Origin of the sequence: Paenibacillus tyrphae (genome assembly GCF_027925525.1) — a bacterium.
In the GTDB taxonomy this organism is placed as follows: Bacteria; Bacillota; Bacilli; order Paenibacillales; family NBRC-103111; genus Paenibacillus_G; species Paenibacillus_G tyrfis_B.
In genome coordinates, this window is sequence record NZ_BSDJ01000012.1 from 21260 (window position 1) to 43253 (window position 21994).

Sequence of the window (21994 nt, forward strand, 5' to 3'; positions counted from 1 at the left end):
CTTGCCTTCCGGGTTAGAATGGTTCAGGGTTCCGCACGCTCGGGGAGCATTTCCCTCTGCCGTCCTTCCTCCTGATAGTATTGCGATAATCGGCCGGATTGTTGCAAAGAGCAAAAAAACCTTTCAGCCCATACGGAGGCTAAAAGGTTCACATGTCCTTCTCATATGATCCTTCTGTCTCGGTCCGGTTAGGCTCAGAGCAGAATCCGACATATTGCTTGGGTAAAGCTATTCAGTTGTTCAAGCAAAAAAACATACGGTTGAAGTACAGCTCCTTGCGGATACCGTCTTCGTACCGTACATTATACCAAAGTTTTCAACTTGTGTCATCCAAAACTGATATCGGCGGAATACAGCTTTTTTACCGATCCGTCTGCTAGGCGAAGCTGTAGAGCGCCATGCTCATCGATACCCTCGGCAAATCCTTCGAATTCTCCTTGAGGCGTCCGGCAGCGGATATTCCGGTGAAGCGATACGTTCAGCGCTTCCCATAACAATTTGATGGGAGCAAAGCCTTCCCGTCGGTACAAATCGTACAACTGCTCCCACTCCAGCAAAAACCGGCTGAGCACTTCGATTCGGTCCACCTGACGGCCTGCCTCAACGGCAAGCGATGTGGTCGTATCCCGCAGCTCTGGAGGAAAATCGTCCGATTGCAGATTCACACTGATGCCGACTCCGGCGATAATGTGCTGCAGCCGCTCATCCTCGGCGCTCGATTCGAGCAAAATGCCGGCGACTTTCTTGCCGCCGACAAGCAGATCGTTAGGCCATTTGATCCCCGCCTCCACACCTGTCGCGCTGCGGATGGCCCGGCATAAAGCGACGGCAACGAGCAAAGTCAATTGAGGAGTGAATAACAAAGGAATCCAAACCGGCTTCAACACTAGGCTCATCCAAATGCCTTTTCCGACCGGAGAATGCCACTGGCGTCCCATCCGGCCTTTCCCGGCAGTTTGCTCTTCCGTCAAAATAAGCGTGCCTTCCTCCGCACCTTCCGCGACACAGCGCGCCGCGACGATTTGCGTCGACTCCACTTGGTCGTAATATTTCACGAACCGGCCGAACCGTTCCGTTTCCAGCTTCAATTGCAGGCGGCTCATATCTAGCCTGTCCGGCTTGGATAACAGCCGGTAGCCTTTGCGCGATACCGCTTCGAAGCGATATCCTTGCTGCCGCAAACGCTCGATCTGCTTCCAAACGGCCGTCCGGCTGACGCCAAGCTCCTCGCTCAACTGTTCGCCAGACAAAAATTTGCCGTCCGATTGCTCGAACAGTCCGATCAGTCGATCCGTCATCATTCATCGTTCTCCTGCATTTTATCGTATTGCTCCCGGGCTGCTGAAAGCAGCGTTTCTTTGTCGTTGCGGAGTTCGCCGAGCGCAGCAGCTTCAAGCAATCGGTGCAGCAGCTGGCCGGTCCACGGACCACCTTTGACTCCCAGATAGCCCATAAGCTCCTTCCCTCCAACAGCCAGCTCTGCAAGAGCCGAAACGGGCATCTGTTCCAGCCATACAGAGCCCAATCTTCTCCACACATCCACGGCCCTGCCTACCTCGACGTTGTTAGTCCGAATCGGGACGGACTCCAGCAGGTAAATCTCCCTTAACGTACGGAGCGCAGAAACGCCATAGGTAAGCGCGGCGGCGATCCATCCTCGTCTCAAGTAGGATTCTTCGTCCCATTCCGTCGCATCATCTAATCGGGATACAAGAGCAGCGTGCGCGCCAACGATTCGTTTGACCGTCTCCATCTGCTGTCTGGAGAAGGTTAGCTTGATCATATCCTCTTCAACACCTGCCGGATCGGCTCCCAGTCGAATGTAGATCAAAGCGAGCCGCTGCTCCATTTCCGTTAACCGAGAGAGAGGCGGCCACTCCGTCTCCTTGTCCAGCCCGGACAGCAGCAGCTCCTGCTTCACGTGACGCAACGCCCGGCTTTCCGCGAGCAACTCCAGGGCCCGGTTCGGATCGCTGCCCCCAACCATGCGCTCCAGCTCCGCCCGGATACGTTCCATGGCGATATGCCGCAGCAGCGAAATGCCGGAGTTCAGAGCGTCCCAGGTCGCTTGTTCCACCCTCAGGCCGTATTCCGACGCAAAACGGAGGCACCGCATCATTCGCAGCGCATCTTCCCCGAACCGCTCTTCCGCTTGACCAACGCATCGAAGCACGCCGCGTTCCAAATCCTTCAGGCCATCGAACGGATCGATCAGATCGCCGCTTTGATCGATAGCCATCGCATTCATCGTGAAATCACGCCGTTGCAAATCCTCGGTCAAGCTGTCGATATACTCCACCTCGGTCGGGCGGCGGAACGCTTCGTAACCGCCTTCTCGCCGAAACGTAGTCACTTCGTAGGGCTTCTTGCCGATAACGACCGTGACCGTCCCATGCTGCAAGCCGGTGGGCACGGTACGCTCAAAGAGCCCCTGCACCTGGTCAGGATGAGCGGAGGTGGCAATATCGTAATCCTTTACGGGACGCCCGAGCTGTTCGTCCCGAACGCATCCACCAACCAAATAAGCCCCGAAGCCCGCCTCGCACAAGCGCCGGACAATCTGCATGGCCCCCTGCTTTAAAGTATCGCTCATGTATGTAATCCCGCTTCCTTTGTCAGCAATTAAGCGGATTTTCCCGAATCGATTCCGGGATCGGCCGCTCAAGCACCCGATAATACAACTCTTCATACTGCCGCGTAATCAGATCGTTGCAGAACGTGTAGCGCGCCCGGTACAAACAAGCATCCACCGTCTTTTTGTACAAGCTTTCGTCCTTCAGCAGCGCAATCGCATATGCCGCCATTTGCTCCACATCGCCGATGTCGGCTAAGTAACCGGTTTCCCCATGAGTAATCAGCTCAGGAATACCGCCGGCATTCGATGCGATCGTCGGCACGCCGCAGGCCATCGCCTCCAGCGCAACCAAGCCGAAGCTTTCCTTCTCGGACGGAAGCAGCATCAGGTCGGCTAACGACAACAGTTGGGCGACGTCGTCCTGCTTGCCGCAGAACGTCACCCGATCCAATAGTCCGAGCTCCTTTACCTTGCAGAGCACCTTGGACAGCTCCGGGCCTTCGCCTACAAACAGCAGGCGGGAAGGCACTTCTTTACGGACACGGTCGAAAATGTCCACAACATCCGTTACCCGCTTGACCGGACGGAAGTTGGAAATGTGAATCAGAATCTTCTCGTCGGGATGCGCAAACTCCTTGCGGAGCGATGCCACTTCACGCGGATAATATACCCGTTTGTCCACGAAATTGTAAGCCAAATCGATCGGCTTCTCGATGCCAAGCAGCTGCCGCGTCTCCTGGATCAAGTCCTGGGATACGGCCGTCACCGCATCGCTTTGGTTGATTGCATAGCGGATCAGGTCGCTTAGCGATTCGTCCTGCGCCAGCACTGTAATATCGGTGCCATGCAAAGTCGTCACCACTTTCAGCTCCGGCCCGACCATCTGCTTGGCAAGCAGGGCGCAAACGGCGTGCGGAATGGCGTAATGGACATGAAGCAAATCCAGCCCTTCCAGCTTCACCACCTGTGCAAGCTTACTCGCCAGAGACAAATCGTATGGCGGATATTTAAACACGTAGTAGTCGTTCACTTCGACTTCGTGATAGAAGATGTTGCGATCGAACTTTCCAAGTCGAAAAGGCATGCTGTGCGTAATAAAATGAACCTCGTGCCCTTTTTCCGCAAGCAGCTTGCCGAGCTCGGTGGCGACGACGCCCGAACCCCCTAGCGTGGGATAGCATGTAATTCCGATTTTTAACCGGTTCATTGTTTTCGAGCCGCCTCCTCTTGCTCTTGAATATGGTCACGCTTTTTTAGAACAGTTCTGTCAAGTAAGGCAGCTTGCTGATAAAGCCTTCCGCATAACGGACCCCCCGTTTTTGCCCAAGCAGTGAGTCCCGGGCTTCCACCCGCTCCAGATAGCCCTGGTTCAGTGGTGTGCGTACGATTTCGTTCCCGGCACCCGAGCCCGAAGTTTCGAATTGGCTCCGGTATGCCAGCAGCGACAAACGCTTGCTCTCATAGTGGGCGGTCACGTCAACCATCACGTCCGGTTCTATCACATCGTTAATAAAATAAAAGTAGCTTTCTTCTACCGTATGCGCCGGGTGATCGGGCAAGTACCGTCTCAGCTTGGCATTGAACAACGCTTCCTGTACCAGCTTGCTGCAGGCAATATGGTCCGGATGTCGGTCCTCCCAATACGGGGCGAATACGACGCGCGGCTTCCATGTGCGGATCTCCAGAGCAATGCGCTCCACATACTCCGGCAGCAGATAAAGTCCGCGGTCCGGCAGCTGCAAATTGGTGCGCACGGTCAAGCCAAGCGCCTCCGATGCCGCCTTGGCTTCTTGTTGACGCGTTTCGATGGTACCGTTGGAGGACATTTCCGCCAAAGTCAAATCGCAAATGCCGACCTTAAGCCCGGCTGCCGTATGCTTCGCAATCGTACCGCCCATACCGATTTCCGCATCGTCCGGGTGAGCACCGAAAATGAGCAAATCTAGCGACTCGTTCATTGGTCGATTCCCGGCTTGTATTTATGTACCAGCTCCCGCCAGGCGAAGTCCCCCCGGTCGAGCGCTTTAACCAAAATTTCTGCTGTCGCGATATTGGTCGCGCAAGGAATCCCTTGAACGTCGCACAGACGAAGCAATGCGATAATATCGGGCTCGTGCGGCTGCGCCATCAGCGGGTCGCGCAAAAAGATAATCAAATCGATTTCATTGGTCGCCACCAATGCCCCGATCTGTTGGTCACCACCTAGCGGACCGGACATAAAGCGGTTTACCTGCAGGTTCGTATTTTCCATAATTCGCGTGCCTGTCGTTCCGGTCGCATACAACGTATGGTCTTGAAACACATTCTCATAAGCCGTAACGAAATTTACCATTTCTTCCTTCTTGCGGTCGTGTGCGATAAGTGCGATTTTCAATGCCATAGGATGGCAGCTCCTCTCTAAACTCCTATAAAACGAGGACACTCGAGCGGTCCTCTTCGGCCCGGCCCCATGTCCTCTTTCGTTTTTAATCGATAAAATGTTCGAAGCCGTAAACCATACCGGTATATTCCATGACTTTCTGAACGGCTACCTTCACGCCAGGCATATAACCGGCCCGGTCATAAGAGTCGTGACGGATCTTCAAGGATTGTCCGAACGCACCGAAGATGACCTCCTGCTGGGCGAAGATGCCCGGCAGCCGAACGCTATGAATCCGGAAACCGTTGTAGTATCCTCCGCGCGAGCCTTCGATTGTCTCCACTTCGTTCGGATTGCCTTGACGCAGCTCCTGACGCGCTTCGGAGATCAGCTCCGCCGTCTTCACGGACGTGCCCGAAGGCGCGTCCAGCTTCTGGTCGCCATGATACTCGATAATTTCCAGATGAGGAAAATATTTAGCAGCTTGAGCAGCGAATTTCATCATCAGAATGGCGCCGATCGAGAAGTTCGGAGCGATCAATCCGCCGATCCCCGCTTCCTTGCACTGCCTGTCCAGCTCGGCAATATCTTCCGGCGTAAAGCCGGTCGTCCCCATGACGGGGCGAACCTTATGCTTTATAGCCAGTCGGGTATGCTCTACCGCCGAGTGCGGAGCCGTAAAATCAACCAGCACGTCGGGTTTCGTTTCCGCGAGAGCAAGCTCCAAATCGTCCGTAACCGCAATGCCGCAAGCATCCAGGCCGACCAGTCTGCCTGCATCCGTTCCTACAGCGGAACGGTTAACCGCAGCGGCCAGCTCCAGCTCCGGATCGCCCAAAACCAGCTTGACGACCTCGCGCCCCATACGGCCTCCCGCTCCGGCAACCGCTACTTTGATGATTGGTTTCATATGATTTCATTGTCCTCTCCGCTTAGGTGTCGATCATTGGCACTTATAAGGTAACGCTCATATATTCCTTCCACTTTTGCCGGTAGTCCGCGAGCAGCCGCAAGCCGATGGAATGCTGCGGATCCAGCCTGAGCAGTTCCTGAATGGCCTGCACGGCCGGAGCGAACTCCCGAAGCCGGGAATAAGCGACACCCAATAGTAAAAAAGCTTCCTGCGAAAGCGGATCAAGCTTCACCGCTTGCTGCAGCAGCGACACCGCCAGCCACAGCCGTTCGTCCGATTCCTCGAACAGCTTCTCTGCTTGAAGGGTCATTTGCCGCGCCTGCAGATGCTGTAGATGGAACGTGTAATGCTCATCCTCCGGCTCAAGCCGTACCGCTTGGCTTGCATGCGCCGCCGCTTTATCCAGCTTGCCGCTGCGTGCGTACGTAATGGACAACTTGTAATGGTACGCCGCGCATTCGGGATTCGTCGCAATCGCACGTTCGAACCAGGTAATGGCCTGTTCGAAGTCGTGATTAAGAATCGATTCGTACGCTTTCTTGATTGCCTCTTCGCCTTTCAACTCCATCATCTCCTTCCTCAGCCAAGCCGGAAGCAAGCCTTCCCAGCCGACATGAGAAGTGCAAGGTGATGATACAGTATATGAAAAAGATCAAGCGTCCGTGTTAATTTTCGTCCAACGGTCCGCGTCGCGCGTCCGGAATTTGTGCATGACTTTATCATGCGCTTCCGTCAAATCGATGCCTAGCGAATTCGCAAAGCAAATGGTAATGAACAAAATGTCGCCAAGCTCAAGCTCGATGGAATTTTCTTCCTCCGTCGCTTTTTTGGGCTTCTCGCCATAATGATGGTTTACTTCCCGCGCCAGCTCCCCTACCTCTTCCGACATCCGGGCCAGCATCGTCAGCGGTTTGAAGTATCCTTCCTTAAACTGCGATATGTATTCGTGCACCTCGCCTTGGAGGTCCTTTAATGTTTTCTCGGACATACCGGGAGATGTTCACCCACCTTATTATCAGATGACTTACGGTTGTGCGAGACAACCGTATCAGTACCATGTTAACGCAAAGTGAGGGGGAATGACAAATTTTTTTTGCTTCTTAAAACTTTTTCATTTACTTTATCATGAAAAAAAGGGCAACGCGATAACCTAAGAGAATGTTACTATAAACATCTTTTCGAATCGAGGTGGATTTATGCCGGAATCCCTTAAAGCACATCTGAAAAACATCGTTCCCATCATACTCGGAACAGCAATTTACGCGTTCGGACTTCATTATTTTGTGATCTCAAACGAATTGATGGAAGGCGGAGTGACCGGGGTCGCCCTGCTGCTCTCTTATATTTTCGGGCTGCCGCCGTCCTTGACGACTTTAGTTCTGAATATTCCGCTTTTTTATTTGGGATGGCGCATTCTGGGCAAAGCATCGATGGGGTATACAGTGCTGGGCACTTTATCCGTATCGTTCTTTCTATGGGTAATGGAGCGGCTCATTCAGGCGGGATGGTTGGTTCCGTTCCGGACGGAGCACGATTTCTTTCTGGCAACGGCGTATGCCGGGTTTACGCTCGGTCTCGGTCTAGGTATCGTTTTTCGGTACGGTGGAACGACCGGCGGTTCGGACATTCTGGCGAGAGTCGCGCACAAACTGAAGGGCTGGAGCATCGGGCAAGTAATCTTGATCATGGACGTCGTCGTCATCGGCGCCTCGCTCTTCTTTCTCCCGAAGGAAAAAATCCTATATACCTTTGTCGCTGTGTTCATCGCTTCGAAGATGATTGACATTCTTATTGAAGGGGCGTACGCCGCCAAATCGTTCATGATCATCACCGATCACGCGGATGCGGTCTCCGCGGCCATTGCGAAGGAATTGGACCGGGGCGCGACCTTGTTCCCTGCGATCGGAGCCTATTCCAAGCAGCCCAAAAACGTCGTCTACTGCGTCGTAGCCCGGAGCGAAATGAAAAGGCTTAAAGACCTTGTCCGCTCCATCGATCCCCTCGCATTTCTCATTATTACGGAGGTTCACGACGTTGTCGGTGAAGGCTTTAAGCCAAACTAAACCTTATTTAGCTTCCCGGCTTTTCTTGGTCAGGACGGCGGACCGGAACAAGGCCGCCGTTTTTTTGGGATAACCGCCAGCCGGCAAAGGCGAGCGATGCCAAGATGACGGAACCGATCGTCACAATCCATAGAATCGGGTTCTGCTGTTCGGGGTAAGGCAAATAGGCGGTCGTTTCCCGTTTTAGAAACAGCTTATCCAGCAGGCCGCGGATCGGAGGAACCGCATTGAGCACGTTGCGGTACAGTTCGCCTTCCCCTTGAGCCTGGAGCTTAATGAAAGTTGCAAGCGAATCGAGCTTCTCGACGTCGGTGGGACTGCGACTGATAAGCAAGCTCGGGCGGATCAGGCCGATATGCTGATCCAGCAATGCCGCCCCTTTTCGCACCTCAGCTCTATTTTTATCGGTAGCGGCCTTTTCGAGCAAGCTCACGTCGTCGGAGAGCAGCTTGTCATACTGCAGCCATAATGGCGTATGAGGGTGCGTCAACGCATCCGCTGCGAGACGAATTTTGCCTGCCGCCATCAATCCTTCCTCCGGCTTGAAGCTTGTCGCATTGAACACCCGCTTAGCATCCGTAACGGCCCTCGTCAGCGCGTTCATCCCTTCGATTGATGTGAGGCCTTCAAAGCGTATTTTCGGTATTTGATCGCTTAGCTGCTGAAGCGCCATCAGACTTCCCGGAACGTCACCTTGCTTTGCTTTTTGATACAGCTCTTCCGCCGTCTGGCCCAGCAGCTCTATCTTCTGCACCTGCTCCGCCGAGGGCTTGGACGCCGACGTTTCTTTTGTGCTTTTTCCCTCCCCGCACCCTGTTGCAACCAGCATTAAGCTGACGGACAGGGTCAGCCAAACCCCGAACCTGCGCCATCTTCGAGCCTTTCCGACCATTGGGACATCCCCTCCTAAGTTCATCCTATGGAGAGAAAGTGCCGATTAGACCGACTATTTGGACGAGGTTCTTGCCGGCCGAAGCTCTCTAACGAGCCACAACACGAGCGCTACAGCAACGCTAAATATACTCAATGCCAAAGTAAACGTGGCAATTTCAGATAAGTTGTCCTCCAGCACTTTCGGCAACCACGGATAAACCCCTTGCCCGTAATCCATCATATCATTCAACAATACCCAGCATGCGACAAGAATAACGGATAGCCAACGGTATCGGTACAAGCGAAAGTACAGAACCGCTTCTGCTGCCATACCAAGATGGGAGCATACCAGCATCCAATCCTGCCACACAAGACTATCTCCCTTATAAGCCCCGGCAAAAATGATCGCAACGGCCCAAATCCCATATTTAAACGAAGTCACGACAGCGAACGCTTCAACAAAGCATCTCCAGCCGCTTTTCTTTGGTGGATTCAAAGTGCCGACCGGCGAACGATAATGGTCCAGAAGCCAATAGGCTACCGCCCAAGTAAAAAACAAACTGGCGGTAGGGCTATCCGGCACAAATGGCAAATAAAGCGGCGACATTTCAACAGCCGTATAGACTAACTGATTGCCATACCATATATAGCCGTATATTGTTCCAAGCAGATTAATCCAGAACAAACTCCATAGCATGAACCGGCTGCTCAAAAATTCGCGCGAAAACCAGTATGACAAGCTCCTTCCCAACAAAACGTTTCCCTCCAGCTCCTTATGTGTTCAACCCCGCTGATCCATAGCTCCCTCGATTTTAAAAAAACCTGACCGCGCTTAACGGTCAGGTTCGGTTGGTTTATTTACTTGCTTTTTGCTTGGAGAGCCAATCGGCCAGTTTGTCGATGTCAGCTTCCGTCAAACCTTTTGAGATGTTCGCATCATATTGGGCTGGCATGCTGCCTTGGCCCTTCTTGATGATGCCGAGTATCTCGTCCTTCGAATGCTTGTCGCCTACTCCGCGAAGCGCCGGAATTTTGGCGGAAGGCATTCCTTTTAGTTCGCCGCCATGGCAAGAAAGACAAGTGGATTTTTGGTAGATCGCTGCCGCCGGGTCATCCGGAGCAACGATTGCCGCAGCTTGCGCAGCCGGTTTCTTGGCTCCGCCGCCGCCTTCTCCGCCAGCTTTCCCTTTGTTGGCATGCATTTCCTCTTCCCGCTTGATATGCTCGGGAATCACGTTTTTCTCTTTCAGTTCCAATTGATAGTGATGCCAGGATGTATACGTCAGATAAGTGACGGCAATCAGGCTCAAGAACATCAGAGAAGAAGCGATCGGACGCTTATAAAAGCGTCTTTCTTTCCCCGTATCCAGGAACGGCGCCAGCAACAGCCCGCCGAAGAGGATACCTGGAACGCCTACCGTACCGAGCACCACAAATTGGTTCGAAGTGTACGGGTATTTCAGCAGCTGGTACATAAACAAGAAGTACCAGTCCGGCATCGGGATAAATTGCGTGTTCGTCGGATCAGCAGGATAACCGAGCGGAGCCGCTTCGGACATAACCAAGGTCAGAATCCCGACCAGAACGACAACGCCAACCATCCATTCTTTTAATAGAAAGTTCGGAATAAATACTTCCGATTTTCCGGGATAAGCGGAATAATCTTGGGGAATCATCCGTGACGACTTGGCACGAACGCGCGAATCCCCGACGTAAACGATTTTTTCGTCAGTTTTATGACCGTGAGCCACGATTCGCCCTCCTTCTCATTTTCTCATGAATACCGGCTCAGCAGGCCTCACCGGTTCTTACAGCGGACCGGAAATCCCTTGCTTGCGGATCATGAAGAAGTGTCCGGCGAGCAGGGCAAGCAAGGCTCCCGGCAGGAAGAACACGTGCAGAGCAAAGAATCTGGTCAGCGTCTGAGCGCCTACGATCTCGCCGCCCTGCAGAAGCGTCTTGGCATACGGACCGATGAACGGCGCCGACTCAACGATCTTGAGCGTAACGCTTGTTGCGAAATAGGCTTTGTTATCCCAAGGCAACAGGTAACCCGTCAAACCAAGTCCCAACATGACGAAGAAGATGAGCATACCTACAACCCAGTTCATCTCCCGAGGCGCCTTGTAAGAACCCGTAAAGAAAACGCGGAGCGTATGTAAGAACATCATCACGATAACCAAGCTGGCTCCCCAGTGATGCATGCCGCGGACAATAACGCCGAATGCCACTTTATGCTGCAGGTAATCGACGCTCGCATAGGCATTGATAATATCCGGCACGTAATACATGGTAAGGAACATACCGGACAAGATTTGTATAACTGTGATAAAGAATGTCAACCCGCCAAAGCAATAGACGAATGCGGAGAAGTGGTGCGCCGGGTTTACGTGCTCCGGTACCTCATGGTCCGCTACGTCCCTCCACATCGGCGTGATATCCAGACGTTCATCAATCCAGTTATAGACACTTTTAAACATCTGATGTTACGCCTCCTTATTACACCCGTTTGTTCGGACCGAGCTGACCCAGGTACACAAAACCCTGTTCGATCTTCACTTCGTATTCGTCGAGCGGCAGCGGTGCGACGGCCAAGTTTTTGCCGTCTGCGGTATAGTGGGCGCCGTGGCAAGGACAGTAATATTGATCCTTATACTCCGGACTGCCGTTCCAGTTGACCGTACAGCCTAGGTGCTTACACGTCGGATTGAGCGCGAAGACCTTGCCGTCCTTCCCTTTGGAAATCCACGCCTCAAGCTCCGGTTCGCTTTCGTACCAGCCATCCACTTGATGTACTTTAAATTTAAAGGATTTCGGCTCGTTCGTTACCTTCGATTCTTCTACAACCTTAACCCATTGAGCCTGAGCTTTAGGCTGAAGAACCGGATCCACCGCAAACCGAATCATCGGAACCAGCATCCCGGCCCCCATGAAAGCTCCAGCTCCGCCAAGGGTGTAGTTAAGAAACTGGCGTCTGGACATTTCACGACGCGCCACTGGCTTCTCACCGTGATGCTGCGACTCTTGATTCGAGTGATCGTTCATTTTCGTTCTACCCCCTTTTGCAACATATATCAGTCGTTCGACATAACTTTACACCATATACTAGGACATAACTAATAATAGCTTACGTCTCTGGGTGCGTCAAGAATGAAGACAGGCCATTCCGGCGTGTAATTCTGGCCGCTGATAACAGTGTTAACGAAATTGTCACAACTGCCGGAACACCCTGAAAACGAGGGCTCTTGCATAGAATTTGCATAGTTCCCACAGATCATACATGCTTCACAACGTTTGCCTTCCGCTCCATAAAGCCATTACCTCTTCGGTAGCCCGTCTTTTCGCGTCCGAGGCGGATTGGCGCAGCTCCTCCGGTGTAAATCGAAGCAAAAGATCCGCTTTTCCCCCCAGCTCTTCCGGGTTTAGAACAAGCTCTTCCCCCGATTTGGCCGTCACGATCACCACATACCGGAAACCGGCTTCTTTAAGCTTACCACAGGTTTCTCCAAGGAACGCCTCTCCCGAACTCGACGGAACGAAGTGAATGGCCGGGTAGGTAACGGTTCGGCCTTTAAACGGGATCTCCAATAAATCGAGAGCGTCGCGCAGCCGCTCAAGCTCGCTTGCCGCCTGCCACGGCGCTTCGGTTCCCCGCAGTCCGGTTACCGGTAACAGGCACGTGTCCAAGTAAGGACGAAGCTCCTCCCACTGCGTTTCTTGAATTTCGCTGAATTTCATATGTATCACCTTCTTTCCTGATCTTTACTTTAACATAGAAAAAAGACATATGAACGGGCTTCATATGTCTTTTCGCAAAAATGACACGTTTGTGTTCCGGACTGACTTGAAATCGTCATTTCCCCAGAGAGCGCAGCGCATTGAGTTCGGTCGTTAGGGCAATGAAGGATTGTTCGTCTCCCTTGGCCAGAGCTTGATCGATCTCTTTATATAGAACCTGCTCTTTGTAGTTACGCAGTGCTTCATCAAGCAACATTTCAGCAAACAAACTCAGCATCATTTCGTTCGTCACATTCATTTTGCCCATGAGAACCTACCTCCAAACCGGGTCATGATTATTTCGATTCATTCCAGCATTCCCTTACTTCCGTTCCTTCCGATATTCCTCGCCCTTTAAGCAGTAGCTTTCCATTGTCCGTTTCATTCGTGCAAGGTCCGACTCCTTCAGCTCGCGCACCACTTTAGCCGGGGATCCGAGCGACAGGGTAAACGGGGGGATCGTTTTGTTTTCGGTCACGAGCGAACCCGCTCCTATTAAAGCATATTCACCGATCACGGCGCCGTTAAGTACAATCGCCCCCATGCCGATTAATGTGCCTTTGCCTACGCGGCACCCGTGAATAATCGCGCCGTGTCCAACGGAAACCTCGTCTTCGACGATGAGCGGTTGGTCCGTATTGACGTGACCGATGCATCCGTCTTGAATGTTGCTCCTTTTTCCGATTCGGATCGGGGCCAAGTCGCCGCGCAGCACCGTATTGTACCAGATCGTTGCGCCCTCGCCGATTTCCACGTCGCCAATGATCTGCACGCCCGCTGCAAGAAAAGCGGTAGGATGAACCGTAGGGGTAATGCCGTTATAGCTGTGAAGCATAATTATCGCCACTCCTTTTGGAAGCCTGGGCATCCGCTCTTCATTCGATCGGAACGGATCAGACGAATTAAATGGAGTGATTGTAGCAAGGGGATTACCTGTTGTCAAATGGCAGCACAATCTTCTCTTCATCCGGCACATAGGTGCCCTCGATAATGCTGCTGCCAAGCTTCGTCACCTGAATGACACGGCCGCACCGTTCCTCTTCTCCGATCCGCAGCAGTCCCAGATGCATCATCATTTGGACGATACGCAGTTCCAGGATGGAATCGGGCGTATCGTAATAAAAGGGACGGATCAGCGGTACGAACGCCCGTTTCACGGAATCGAACGTCACCCAGTCTTTGCACAGACGGTTCAACCATTGGGCGATCGATTGCAGGTGAGGAACAGGGCCTTTATAAAGCCTTAACCAGAAACGGTACACCTGAACCGGGTCTTCCTTCCCTCCTTCGTTAACCCGGGCGAGCCCTTGCTCCGTCAGCGCAAGCACCTGATGATGCTCGGTGACGAGATCGTTATAGTAGCAATAGTCGTAGATGAAGGAGAAGCGGTTCGGATATTCGCGGAACATCCGTCCGTAGCCGAAACGCCAGGCCGTCTTCCCTACCGACTCTTCCCGCACAGCCATCCGTTCCAGCACCTGCTGAAGACTCCTTTTGTACATCGCGTTATCGCTCGTCAGCATGACTTCCTGATCGCGCAGAAAGAGCAGGAAATTCGCGATGTCGTCCAGGATCAGCTTTTGCTCGTCCCGGTAGACCGGGGGCTCTTCGGCGGCGTCCAGCTGCTGCTCGAATCGCTTGGCTAGGGCGGTAACAAACCGGCGTTTCAGATCCGCAGGCACTTGAAACAAATATTTCGTCTGCTGCGAATGGCCGTTAAACAGCCAGCCTAGCTGCTTGAAGCGGGTAATCGTATCTCGCGGATTCCAAGCCGCATCCGTTTCTTCTTTCTCGAACCGGCTCTGCTGCACCCGGGCGACAAGCTCTTCGAGACTGAACGATCCCCGCTGGTCGAACAGCAGCGAATTAAGAAACCGGATATCCTGGGTGGACAACGCTCCGATCTGACTGTCGAAAATGTCTCTTCGTCCTACGGTCGACAAAATCGATTGAATCAGCTCGTTCTTCGAATGTCCGTTGCACTCGCAGTTGTACGTACCTGCGATGCGGCTCAACTGGTGAATGTCGGCATAGCTTAACATGTCGGCTAAATTCATCCGTTCGTCCCTCCAGAACTTCCCTCCAAACTTTCTTAGTACCCAGTATGGGAAAATGTTCTAAATTTAAACGCGGTCGTTTAAAAGTTTATTTCCGTTCCATGTAAAAAAGCGGCTTTGCACGCGCTTCTAAAAATAGAAATGCGTGCAAAGCCGCTTCATTTCGGCTAAGTATGGTATTACTGTCAAGCTCCTTGCCCAAGCTCCGCAAGATGGACGGTACAGTTTAGCAGACGGCACTGCCAGCCGCCCGGCGTCCGTTCCATGACCGTGAGCGACGTATTGCTCAGATGCTCTTCAATCTTTCTTCCGATAAACTGTGCCAGCACCGGTGCGATGTATCCGCCATGGCTGACGAGCAAGATCCGTTTGCCCTGATGCTCGCGGTCCACATCGACGAGAAAGGACGCCCAGCGCGCCAGCAGCTTCTCATCGCTCTCCACGCCGAGATCCAAATCTCTCCAACCCTCGCCCCAACGATCAGTGCGCTCCTGCAGCGTGGTCCCTTCCAGCTCGCCAAATGCCCGCTCCCTCAGCCTGGCATCCAACCCAAGAAGCGGAGTTCCGGTAAGACGGGATATTGTAAGAGCCGTTTCTTTAGCCCGAAGCAGATCGCTGGCAATAACGCCGTCCCATGCCTCTCCCGCAAGCCGCTTTGCCAGCAACTCGGCCTGTACCCTGCCGACTTCTGCCAAGGGCGTGTCCATCTGCCCCTGCATGCGTCCAGCCAAATTCCATTCCGTTGTCCCATGACGTATAAACCCAAGCGTTAACATTCGTTCGCCGACTCTCCTTTTCTGTCTGATGCAAAAGACAAAAGCCCCGGAAACGGGGCTTCTCGTTACTGACGCGTGCGCGAAAACCAATTCATGATCAGGAGCGTGCCGGTCAATCCGAATAACGAAACGAAAAGCATATAATCGTTGACCGTACGAATCGGTCCGACCTGGTACATGAACGGATCGCTAAACCCACGAAGGCTTGCTACGGCTGTAGGCATCGCATGCACGTTCATCGAATCCGATTGCCCGGCTACGGCAACGACGGGATCGTTCATCCGCCCGAAAACCGCGGATTCGTGCGCCGAGCCGGCTTCGTACCGACCGTCGTTCATAAACGAAAAGTAAAAGGTGACCATAAACAAAGCGATAAAGCAAGCGATCACCGCAGTCAGGTTCCGCCGCAGCTTAAAAGAGAACTGATACAGACGGTCGCCCACGGGAGTGCGCCACGACTCATCCGCATAGATTCGCTTCATTACGCTGGTGGATACGGAAACCTCGCCGCTGTCGAACGTCGTTTCCCCCCCGGCCGTGCGGATTAATTCCGTGCTCTCTTGCCATATTTGAAATTCTTCAGCGCATGCCGGGCAATTCTGGATATGCTCATCCACCGCCAGCCGGTTCGGATCGTCTTCCGGCAGGTCCCAGTATATGCCGAAAAAATCATAAACGTCATCGCATTTCATCGTCGATTCATCTCCTCATACTCCTCAAAGATCGGTTCAAGAAAGTATGGCTCCAGTTGAAGCTTTACACTGGCCCTTGCTCTGAACAACAAAGACTTGACCGAACTCACCGTTTGTCCGAGGATATTCGCTATCTCTTGATAGTCAAGCTGGTCATACTCTCGCAATATAAGCGCGGAACGCTGCTTCTCAGGCAAATTGTTGATCGCATCGCGAACCATAGTCACCTTTTCGTTGCGAAGCACCGTTTGTTCCGGTAATGTTTCCACTGCGGTTTGAGGCGTGTATCCGCTTTGCTCCAATGAAACCTGGGTGTTCTTATGTTTACGCAGCTCGCTAAGAACCGTATTGCGCGCAATGGTGTAGAGCCAAGTGGAGAAGGTCGCCTCTACCTCGCGGAACGAATGCAGGCTGCGATAAGCCTTGTAAAAGGTCTCGTTGCACAAGTCCTCCGCCAGCGATTCCATTTGTGCGCTTTTCAGCATATGAAAGATGAATGCCAATATTTTACGTTCGTAGCGGCGCATTAATTCGTCGTATAGTTGGACGTTGCCGTCCTTGATTTCTCTGATCAACTGGGAATCGGTCATGCGAGTGCGACCCTCCTTGTGATTCCTGCTTACTCCCAGCGATGCTACTTTGTTGTACTATTGGGGAGTAAAAAAGTTGCGGTCGATTTTAAAATTTTTTTTAGAATTGGGGACGATCATATAAGATTCGAGGTAACTAGCCAAAAATCCTGCTTTTCCGACAAGATTCATAACTTTTTCCAAAAACAGGTGTGCACTTTTACTTCTTTATCGACCCATTTTCTGTATATGCACACCGGCAAAAAAAAGACCGCCTGAAATTCAGGCGGTTGCACAGTGTGCCATTATTCGGATAGGAGTGGAGAGAAACCATACTGTACTTTTATTATATGTATACGTTTACAAAATGTCAATGGTTTTTTTGAAAACGGTTTCGATTTTTTTTAAAAAAAAGACTACACGTGAACCGCGTAGTCTTTTTTAAGCAATTCCAGCGCTTTGTCCATTTGTCCTTCCTCCCGGAACGACAAGCGCAAAACCCCGGGGACATCTTCCCGGCTTTCGATGATCTGAATGTTGCTGAGGTTAATCCGGTGACTGCCGAGCAGCGTCGTAATCTGCGCGATGATCCCCGGATGGTCAGGCACGTCCACATAAATATCGTAGAACGAATGAATGACGCCCTTGCGCCGCTCCGGCAACCCGCTGCGGAACTCGTTGGCCTTCTGAAACTCTCGTTCGATGCCAGGACCGTCCTCCGCCTCCAACCGACCGATAAACCCGGCAATTTCGTCATTCCAATCCCGAAGCAGCTTCAGGACCACCTCTCGGTTGTTGATCAGAATGTCCCGCCAGATGACCGGGTCGCTGGAAGCGATGCGCGTAATGTCGCGGAAGCCGCCCGCCGCCAAATTCTGATACAGCTCGTTCGATTCGTTATAACGAGCGATTTGGTTCACGAGCGCCACGGCAATAATATGCGGCAGATGGCTGATTGCGCCGACAATCTCGTCATGCAGGACCGGGTCTACCTTCACCAGATGCGCCCGAGTATGCTGAAGCAGCTCCGCAAGCCGGTCATAAGCTCCCTTCGGCGTTCCGGCATCCGGCGTCAGCACGTAGAAGGCGTTCTCGAACAATCGGGAGCTTGCTGCCTCAACGCCCGACTTTTCCTTGCCAGCCATCGGATGCCCTCCGATAAAATGAACACCCGACAGTTGAAGGCGCGAAGCGCAAGCAGTTACGCTTGCTTTCGTGCTTCCAACATCGGTGATGACGCAGCCCGGTTTCAACGGGAGCACGGACAATTTGTGCAAATACTCATCAAGGTTACCAACCGGAACGCACAAAAATATAAAATCCGCTTCCGCCGCTGCTTCCTCAATCGAAGTGGTTGCATGATCCACGACTTCGCGCTTCAAATATTTCTCTACGGATTTCGGATTATTGGAATGGCCGACGACCGTCAGTCCCGGCTTCCCCTTGAAGCACAGGGCCAACGAGCCGCCGATTAATCCGACTCCGAATATGGCAACCTTTGTCATGAGACGGCCACTTCGCTCAGAACTTGCTCCAGCGCTCCAAGGAATTTGTTGTTCTGCTCTTCGCTGCCTACCGTTACCCGGATCATGGTCGGATAGCCCCAGCTCGGATCGTGACGGACGATAATTCCTTTGCGCAGCAGCCCTTGGAACACCGCGCCTCCGTCCCGCTTCACGTCAACCATAATGAAGTTGCCGTGCGCATCGAAGTACGGCAGTCCCAGCTCGGCGAATTTCGCTGTCAGCTTCCGGATACCTTGGGCGTTTGCCTCGCGGCAAGACTCGATAAACGCATCGTCGTTTACCGCTGCCAGCGCCGCTTTTTGGGCGAAGCTCGTCGTATTGAACGGCTCGCGCACCTGATTGATCGAGCGAACGACATCGGGATGGCCTACGCCGTAACCGATGCGCAAAGACGCCAAGCCGTAGATTTTGGAAAACGTGCGCAGCACGACAACATTATTGTGCTTCTCCAGCAGCTTGACGCTGTCGGGATATTGCCCGCTCACGTTGTATTCCGCGTAAGCTTCGTCCAGCACGACCATAACGTTCTTTGGCACGGCCTCCAGGAACGCCGTAATTTCCGCTTCGTTCAGCATCGTCCCTGTCGGGTTGTTCGGGTTGCAGATCCAGACAATCTTCGTCCGGGAATTTACTTTGCCCAGCATCGCTTGCAGATCATGCTTTCCGTTCGCATCCACGGGCACCTCGATCACCTTGGCCCCTTCGACCTCGGCGTTGTGCTTATACTGCGGAAACGTCGGATAGGCGGTAATGGTCTCGTCTTCCGGGGTCAGGAAGGCGCGGGCGATCATCAAGATCACTTCATCCGACCCGAGTCCAAAAATAATTTGATTCGGCTGTACCCCCAGTTTGCCGGCAACGGCATTCGTCAGCTCAACGGCGCCGCCGTCCGGATAGATGCTGACTTGGTCGAGCATCGCGGCAATCGCTTCTTTCGCTTTGGGCGAGCACCCGAAAGGATTTTCATTGGAAGCAAGCTTGATCACTTCCGTCAGACCAAGCTCGCGCTTGACTTCGTCGATCGGTTTTCCCGGCTGGTAGACCGGGAGATGTACGATATTTTGTTTAGGCTGCACGACAAAGGTCACCTCGTCACATGAATTAGTAGCTCCAATACCGGAATCAGTTCCCCATTAATTTTCGCACAAATTCATGAATTTGCAAGAGCCCTTGCGATTTTGTCGACTCATTCGTGAGGAGCGGCAGCGTTTCTTCCACCGTGCGCACCAAAGCGCTGCCCACCACGATCCCGTCGCACGTCCCCGCGAACCGCGCAAACTGCTCCGGCGTAGAGATGCCGAAGCCGATGGCGATCGGCAGATCGGTCGACGATTTAACAGTGGTCAAAAATTCGTCGATGCCGCTGTGGAACTCAGTCCGCGTCCCCGTAACGCCGAGCGACGATACGCAGTAAACGAAGCCGCTGGCACGCGAAGCGATTCGCTGCACGCGTTCTTTGGACGTCGGGGCGACAAGCGGGATGAGATGAAGGCCGTGCTGCTGCGCCAGCACTCGTACCTCTTCATCCTCCTCCATCGGGAGATCGGGAATAATAAGTCCGTCAATTCCATTTTCTTGCAGAAGCTTGAATATACGGTCAAGCCCCGTTTGCAGCACAGGATTATAATAAGTAAATAAAATAAACGGGATTTCGCAGCCTTCACTGCGCGCCTCACGGGCCGCTCCGATGCAATCGAGAATCGAGATGCGGTTCGCTTTGAGCGCACGCATGGACGAGCGTTGAATGACCGGGCCGTCCGCCAGCGGGTCTGAATACGGAACGCCCAGCTCGATCATCGCCGCTCCGGCTTTCTCAAGCTCTTTTATGATGTCGACCGAGGTCCGCACGTCCGGGTCTCCGATCGTCAAAAACGGGATGAAAGCCGGCTGTTTTTGTTCACGCAGCTCGGCAAATTTCCGGTCAATGCGATTCATCGGCAGTTCCTCCCAAATAACTCATAATCGCTTCCACGTCCTTGTCGCCGCGTCCGGAGAGACTGACAACAATGATATCGTCTTTGCTCATCGCAGGCGCCCGCTTGATCGTCTCGGCGATGGCGTGCGCGCTTTCGAGCGCCGGGATGATCCCTTCCTTGCGGCTTAGCAGTTGCAGCGCGTCCAGCGCTTCTTTATCCGTAATCGGGACGTATTCCGCCCGGCCGGTATCTTTCAAATGAGCATGCTCCGGCCCAACGCCCGGATAGTCAAGACCTGCGGATATCGAGTGCGCTTCCTGCACTTGGCCGAATTCGTCCTGCAGCAAGTAGCTGTAAGAGCCTTGGAACACCCCTTGGCTGCCTTTCGTCATCGTCGCGGCATGCTTATCCGTATCGACGCCTCGTCCGGCGGCCTCTACACCGATCAAACACACGTTCTCGTCCTGCACGAACGGATAGAACATCCCGATCGCATTGCTGCCCCCGCCTACGGCCGCAATAACCGCATTCGGCAGCCGCCCTTCCAGCTCAAGAATTTGCTTGCGGGATTCGTCGCCGATAATGCGTTGAAAATCCCGCACCATCATCGGGTACGGATGTGGCCCGGTAGCTGAACCGAGGATATAGAACGTATCGTCCACGTGGCTCACCCAATAACGCAGCGTCTCGTTGCAGGCGTCCTTCAGCGTCCGGGTACCGGAAAGCACCGGAACCACTTCCGTGCCGAGCAGGTTCATCCGGAACACGTTGAGCTGCTGACGCTTCATATCTTCTTCGCCCATGAACACTTTGCACTCAAAGCCGAGCAGCGCGGCGACCGTGGCTGTAGCGACCCCATGCTGGCCAGCACCGGTTTCGGCGATAATTTTCGTTTTGCCCATCCACTTGGCGAGCAACCCTTGGCCGAGCGCGTTGTTGATTTTATGGGCGCCCGTATGGTTTAAATCCTCACGCTTCAAGTAGATTTTTGCGCCGCCCAAATGCTCGGTCAGTCTTCCTGCGTAATACAAGGAAGTCGGACGTCCCGAATAACGGTGCAGCCAGTAGTTCAGCTCCTCCTGAAACCGAGCGTCTTTTGCGTATTTTTTGAACGATTCTTCCAGCTCGATCAAAGCGTTCATCAGCGTTTCCGGCACGTAACGCCCGCCGAACTTGCCGAATCGGCCGTGAATATCCGGTCCGTTATACAATGGTCTGCACCCTCTCGACGAATTTTTTTATTTTCACGATATCTTTGACGCCTTCCGTTTCAACGCCGCTGGACACATCTACGCCATCGGGCATATACGCATCGAGCAGGTCCCGCACATTATCCGGCTGCAGCCCACCGGCCACGAGCAGCGGAATGCCGGCCTCCCGGCACCAGGCGAGATAAGGCGGAATCGTATCCCAAGCAAACGTTTTGCCCGCCCCCCCGCCGTACACCGGATCGTGCGTATCCAGCAGCATGCCGTCTACGGCATGGCGGTACGGCTCCAGCCTGCTTGTGCCTGTGGACTCATTCCCCGCCTTCGTTTCACCGGCCTTCACGGTAAATACCTTAAATACGAGCGTCCCCGGAAAAGCATGCTTCACAGCGCGACAGAACTCGGCGCTCTCTTCCCCATGAAGCTGCACGACGTCCAGCGCCGCCTCCCGCAGCACTGCCTCAAGCTCTTCCATCGTCGGATTAACGAAGACGCCGACGGCTGCAGGCGCCTTCGCCCCGGCAGCCGACTTCATGCTGCGGATCATCTCGCCGGCCTGCTGTGGCGTCACCTGCCGCTTGCTCGGGGCAAAGACGAAGCCAACGTAATCTACCGGAAGTACGGCGACCTGCTCCGCCATTTCTACGGTCCGCAGACCGCATATTTTCACGCTCACCCGCGCTGTCATCC

At 53.4% G+C, this 21994-nt stretch carries 26 protein-coding genes; 1 reads left to right on the forward strand and 25 read right to left on the reverse strand.

From position 1 onward, the window contains the following. Positions 1 to 326 precede the first annotated feature (326 nt). The 8 genes from QMG93_RS16100 to QMG93_RS16135 all read right to left on the reverse strand — a co-directional run bounded on the left by QMG93_RS16100 (position 327) and on the right by QMG93_RS16135 (position 6835). On the reverse strand, positions 327 to 1301 hold the full coding sequence (locus tag QMG93_RS16100; RefSeq protein WP_281938156.1) for a biotin--[acetyl-CoA-carboxylase] ligase: 975 nt from the start codon (positions 1299 to 1301) through the stop codon (positions 327 to 329). Further along, entirely contained in the window at positions 1298 to 2593 is a 1296-nt protein-coding gene (locus QMG93_RS16105) for a CCA tRNA nucleotidyltransferase (RefSeq protein WP_281938158.1), read from the reverse strand. Before QMG93_RS16105 ends, QMG93_RS16100 begins: the two co-directional genes overlap by 4 nt. A gap of 22 nt (positions 2594 to 2615) precedes the next feature. Then, on the reverse strand, positions 2616 to 3782 hold the full coding sequence (gene bshA, locus QMG93_RS16110) for an N-acetyl-alpha-D-glucosaminyl L-malate synthase BshA (RefSeq protein ID WP_281938160.1): 1167 nt from the start codon (positions 3780 to 3782) through the stop codon (positions 2616 to 2618). A 46-nt stretch (positions 3783 to 3828) separates the two neighbouring features. Next, complete coding sequence (bshB1, locus tag QMG93_RS16115; protein WP_281938162.1) at positions 3829 to 4533, reverse strand: bacillithiol biosynthesis deacetylase BshB1; 705 nt, start codon at positions 4531 to 4533, stop codon at positions 3829 to 3831. Next, positions 4530 to 4955 carry a methylglyoxal synthase gene (gene mgsA, locus QMG93_RS16120; RefSeq protein ID WP_029191964.1) on the reverse strand — a complete coding sequence of 142 codons (426 nt, stop codon included), beginning with the start codon at positions 4953 to 4955 and terminating at the stop codon, positions 4530 to 4532. The genes bshB1 and mgsA overlap by 4 nt, the downstream gene beginning before the upstream one ends. An 85-nt stretch (positions 4956 to 5040) precedes the next feature. Then, positions 5041 to 5844, reverse strand: coding sequence for a 4-hydroxy-tetrahydrodipicolinate reductase (gene dapB, locus QMG93_RS16125; protein ID WP_281938165.1), 804 nt, complete (start codon positions 5842 to 5844; stop codon positions 5041 to 5043). A gap of 43 nt (positions 5845 to 5887) precedes the next feature. Then, on the reverse strand, positions 5888 to 6409 hold the full coding sequence (locus tag QMG93_RS16130; protein WP_281938167.1) for a tetratricopeptide repeat protein: 522 nt from the start codon (positions 6407 to 6409) through the stop codon (positions 5888 to 5890). Between the two features lie 90 nt (positions 6410 to 6499). Then, positions 6500 to 6835 carry a nucleotide pyrophosphohydrolase gene (locus QMG93_RS16135; RefSeq protein ID WP_281938168.1) on the reverse strand — a complete coding sequence of 112 codons (336 nt, stop codon included), beginning with the start codon at positions 6833 to 6835 and terminating at the stop codon, positions 6500 to 6502. A gap of 208 nt (positions 6836 to 7043) precedes the next feature. Here QMG93_RS16135 and QMG93_RS16140 point away from each other — a divergent pair, with 208 nt between their 5' ends. Beyond that, on the forward strand, positions 7044 to 7910 hold the full coding sequence (locus tag QMG93_RS16140) for a YitT family protein (protein ID WP_108531733.1): 867 nt from the start codon (positions 7044 to 7046) through the stop codon (positions 7908 to 7910). Positions 7911 to 7917: 7 nt separating this feature from the next. On the opposite strand, the gene QMG93_RS16145 is transcribed toward QMG93_RS16140, so the two are convergent. The 17 genes from QMG93_RS16145 to QMG93_RS16225 all read right to left on the reverse strand — a co-directional run bounded on the left by QMG93_RS16145 (position 7918) and on the right by QMG93_RS16225 (position 21992). Then, a complete protein-coding gene (locus QMG93_RS16145; protein WP_281938171.1) occupies positions 7918 to 8802 on the reverse strand; it encodes a sporulation protein YpjB in 885 nt (294 codons plus the stop codon). 54 nt (positions 8803 to 8856) lie between these two features. Beyond that, on the reverse strand, positions 8857 to 9480 hold the full coding sequence (locus QMG93_RS16150; protein ID WP_281938173.1) for a DUF1405 domain-containing protein: 624 nt from the start codon (positions 9478 to 9480) through the stop codon (positions 8857 to 8859). Between the two features lie 157 nt (positions 9481 to 9637). Next, positions 9638 to 10534, reverse strand: coding sequence for a menaquinol-cytochrome c reductase cytochrome b/c subunit (locus QMG93_RS16155; RefSeq protein WP_216792188.1), 897 nt, complete (start codon positions 10532 to 10534; stop codon positions 9638 to 9640). A gap of 57 nt (positions 10535 to 10591) precedes the next feature. Beyond that, positions 10592 to 11263 carry a menaquinol-cytochrome c reductase cytochrome b subunit gene (gene qcrB, locus QMG93_RS16160; RefSeq protein WP_054977352.1) on the reverse strand — a complete coding sequence of 224 codons (672 nt, stop codon included), beginning with the start codon at positions 11261 to 11263 and terminating at the stop codon, positions 10592 to 10594. A gap of 19 nt (positions 11264 to 11282) precedes the next feature. Continuing rightward, on the reverse strand, positions 11283 to 11828 hold the full coding sequence (locus QMG93_RS16165; RefSeq protein WP_010501010.1) for a ubiquinol-cytochrome c reductase iron-sulfur subunit: 546 nt from the start codon (positions 11826 to 11828) through the stop codon (positions 11283 to 11285). A 240-nt stretch (positions 11829 to 12068) separates the two neighbouring features. Next, complete coding sequence (locus tag QMG93_RS16170; RefSeq protein WP_281938178.1) at positions 12069 to 12521, reverse strand: DUF2487 family protein; 453 nt, start codon at positions 12519 to 12521, stop codon at positions 12069 to 12071. A 115-nt stretch (positions 12522 to 12636) separates the two neighbouring features. Then, positions 12637 to 12828, reverse strand: coding sequence for an IDEAL domain-containing protein (locus QMG93_RS16175; protein WP_025846329.1), 192 nt, complete (start codon positions 12826 to 12828; stop codon positions 12637 to 12639). Positions 12829 to 12882: 54 nt separating this feature from the next. Then, positions 12883 to 13395, reverse strand: coding sequence for a gamma carbonic anhydrase family protein (locus tag QMG93_RS16180; RefSeq protein WP_281938182.1), 513 nt, complete (start codon positions 13393 to 13395; stop codon positions 12883 to 12885). 94 nt (positions 13396 to 13489) lie between these two features. After that, the gene (locus QMG93_RS16185) at positions 13490 to 14617 is read right to left on the reverse strand and encodes a hypothetical protein (RefSeq protein ID WP_281938184.1); all 1128 of its coding nucleotides are present in this window, start codon (positions 14615 to 14617) and stop codon (positions 13490 to 13492) included. A 185-nt stretch (positions 14618 to 14802) separates the two neighbouring features. After that, positions 14803 to 15393 (reverse strand): histidine phosphatase family protein, encoded by a 591-nt coding sequence (locus QMG93_RS16190; protein WP_216792191.1) that lies wholly within the window; start codon positions 15391 to 15393, stop codon positions 14803 to 14805. A 65-nt stretch (positions 15394 to 15458) separates the two neighbouring features. Then, positions 15459 to 16085: an anti-sigma factor family protein gene (locus tag QMG93_RS16195; protein ID WP_216792192.1), complete on the reverse strand. Its 627-nt coding sequence runs from the start codon at positions 16083 to 16085 to the stop codon at positions 15459 to 15461. Continuing rightward, positions 16082 to 16675: an RNA polymerase sigma factor gene (locus QMG93_RS16200; protein ID WP_025846334.1), complete on the reverse strand. Its 594-nt coding sequence runs from the start codon at positions 16673 to 16675 to the stop codon at positions 16082 to 16084. The genes QMG93_RS16195 and QMG93_RS16200 overlap by 4 nt, the downstream gene beginning before the upstream one ends. Before the next feature lie 395 nt (positions 16676 to 17070). Beyond that, positions 17071 to 18159 (reverse strand): prephenate dehydrogenase, encoded by a 1089-nt coding sequence (locus tag QMG93_RS16205; protein ID WP_216792193.1) that lies wholly within the window; start codon positions 18157 to 18159, stop codon positions 17071 to 17073. After that, positions 18156 to 19256: a histidinol-phosphate transaminase gene (gene hisC / locus QMG93_RS16210; RefSeq protein ID WP_216792194.1), complete on the reverse strand. Its 1101-nt coding sequence runs from the start codon at positions 19254 to 19256 to the stop codon at positions 18156 to 18158. The genes QMG93_RS16205 and hisC overlap by 4 nt, the downstream gene beginning before the upstream one ends. A gap of 46 nt (positions 19257 to 19302) precedes the next feature. After that, positions 19303 to 20115, reverse strand: coding sequence for a tryptophan synthase subunit alpha (trpA, locus tag QMG93_RS16215; protein ID WP_216792195.1), 813 nt, complete (start codon positions 20113 to 20115; stop codon positions 19303 to 19305). Then, the gene (gene trpB / locus QMG93_RS16220; protein ID WP_281938190.1) at positions 20102 to 21307 is read right to left on the reverse strand and encodes a tryptophan synthase subunit beta; all 1206 of its coding nucleotides are present in this window, start codon (positions 21305 to 21307) and stop codon (positions 20102 to 20104) included. Before trpB ends, trpA begins: the two co-directional genes overlap by 14 nt. Further along, on the reverse strand, positions 21300 to 21992 hold the full coding sequence (locus QMG93_RS16225) for a phosphoribosylanthranilate isomerase (RefSeq protein ID WP_281938192.1): 693 nt from the start codon (positions 21990 to 21992) through the stop codon (positions 21300 to 21302). The genes trpB and QMG93_RS16225 overlap by 8 nt, the downstream gene beginning before the upstream one ends. Positions 21993 to 21994: the final 2 nt, after the last annotated feature.

Excerpts from the sequence above, each read along its gene's own strand:
- QMG93_RS16175 (WP_025846329.1), bottom strand. The coding sequence starts at position 12,828 with ATGGGCAAAATGAATGTGACGAACGAAATGATGCTGAGTTTGTTTGCT.
- QMG93_RS16100 (WP_281938156.1), bottom strand. The coding sequence starts at position 1,301 with ATGATGACGGATCGACTGATCGGACTGTTCGAGCAATCGGACGGCAAA.
- QMG93_RS16135 (WP_281938168.1), bottom strand. The coding sequence starts at position 6,835 with ATGTCCGAGAAAACATTAAAGGACCTCCAAGGCGAGGTGCACGAATAC.
- QMG93_RS16225 (WP_281938192.1), bottom strand. The coding sequence starts at position 21,992 with ATGACAGCGCGGGTGAGCGTGAAAATATGCGGTCTGCGGACCGTAGAA.
- QMG93_RS16170 (WP_281938178.1), bottom strand. The coding sequence starts at position 12,521 with ATGAAATTCAGCGAAATTCAAGAAACGCAGTGGGAGGAGCTTCGTCCT.
- QMG93_RS16180 (WP_281938182.1), bottom strand. The coding sequence starts at position 13,395 with ATGCTTCACAGCTATAACGGCATTACCCCTACGGTTCATCCTACCGCT.
- QMG93_RS16200 (WP_025846334.1), bottom strand. The coding sequence starts at position 16,675 with ATGACCGATTCCCAGTTGATCAGAGAAATCAAGGACGGCAACGTCCAA.
- QMG93_RS16165 (WP_010501010.1), bottom strand. The coding sequence starts at position 11,828 with ATGAACGATCACTCGAATCAAGAGTCGCAGCATCACGGTGAGAAGCCA.
- QMG93_RS16195 (WP_216792192.1), bottom strand. The coding sequence starts at position 16,085 with ATGAAATGCGATGACGTTTATGATTTTTTCGGCATATACTGGGACCTG.
- QMG93_RS16190 (WP_216792191.1), bottom strand. The coding sequence starts at position 15,393 with ATGTTAACGCTTGGGTTTATACGTCATGGGACAACGGAATGGAATTTG.
- QMG93_RS16145 (WP_281938171.1), bottom strand. The coding sequence starts at position 8,802 with ATGGTCGGAAAGGCTCGAAGATGGCGCAGGTTCGGGGTTTGGCTGACC.
- QMG93_RS16105 (WP_281938158.1), bottom strand. The coding sequence starts at position 2,593 with ATGAGCGATACTTTAAAGCAGGGGGCCATGCAGATTGTCCGGCGCTTG.
- bshB1 (WP_281938162.1), bottom strand. The coding sequence starts at position 4,533 with ATGAACGAGTCGCTAGATTTGCTCATTTTCGGTGCTCACCCGGACGAT.
- mgsA (WP_029191964.1), bottom strand. The coding sequence starts at position 4,955 with ATGGCATTGAAAATCGCACTTATCGCACACGACCGCAAGAAGGAAGAA.
- trpA (WP_216792195.1), bottom strand. The coding sequence starts at position 20,115 with ATGAATCGCATTGACCGGAAATTTGCCGAGCTGCGTGAACAAAAACAG.
- QMG93_RS16205 (WP_216792193.1), bottom strand. The coding sequence starts at position 18,159 with ATGACAAAGGTTGCCATATTCGGAGTCGGATTAATCGGCGGCTCGTTG.
- dapB (WP_281938165.1), bottom strand. The coding sequence starts at position 5,844 with ATGAAACCAATCATCAAAGTAGCGGTTGCCGGAGCGGGAGGCCGTATG.
- QMG93_RS16150 (WP_281938173.1), bottom strand. The coding sequence starts at position 9,480 with ATGCTATGGAGTTTGTTCTGGATTAATCTGCTTGGAACAATATACGGC.
- qcrB (WP_054977352.1), bottom strand. The coding sequence starts at position 11,263 with ATGTTTAAAAGTGTCTATAACTGGATTGATGAACGTCTGGATATCACG.
- bshA (WP_281938160.1), bottom strand. The coding sequence starts at position 3,782 with ATGAACCGGTTAAAAATCGGAATTACATGCTATCCCACGCTAGGGGGT.
- QMG93_RS16185 (WP_281938184.1), bottom strand. The coding sequence starts at position 14,617 with ATGAATTTAGCCGACATGTTAAGCTATGCCGACATTCACCAGTTGAGC.
- QMG93_RS16140 (WP_108531733.1), top strand. The coding sequence starts at position 7,044 with ATGCCGGAATCCCTTAAAGCACATCTGAAAAACATCGTTCCCATCATA.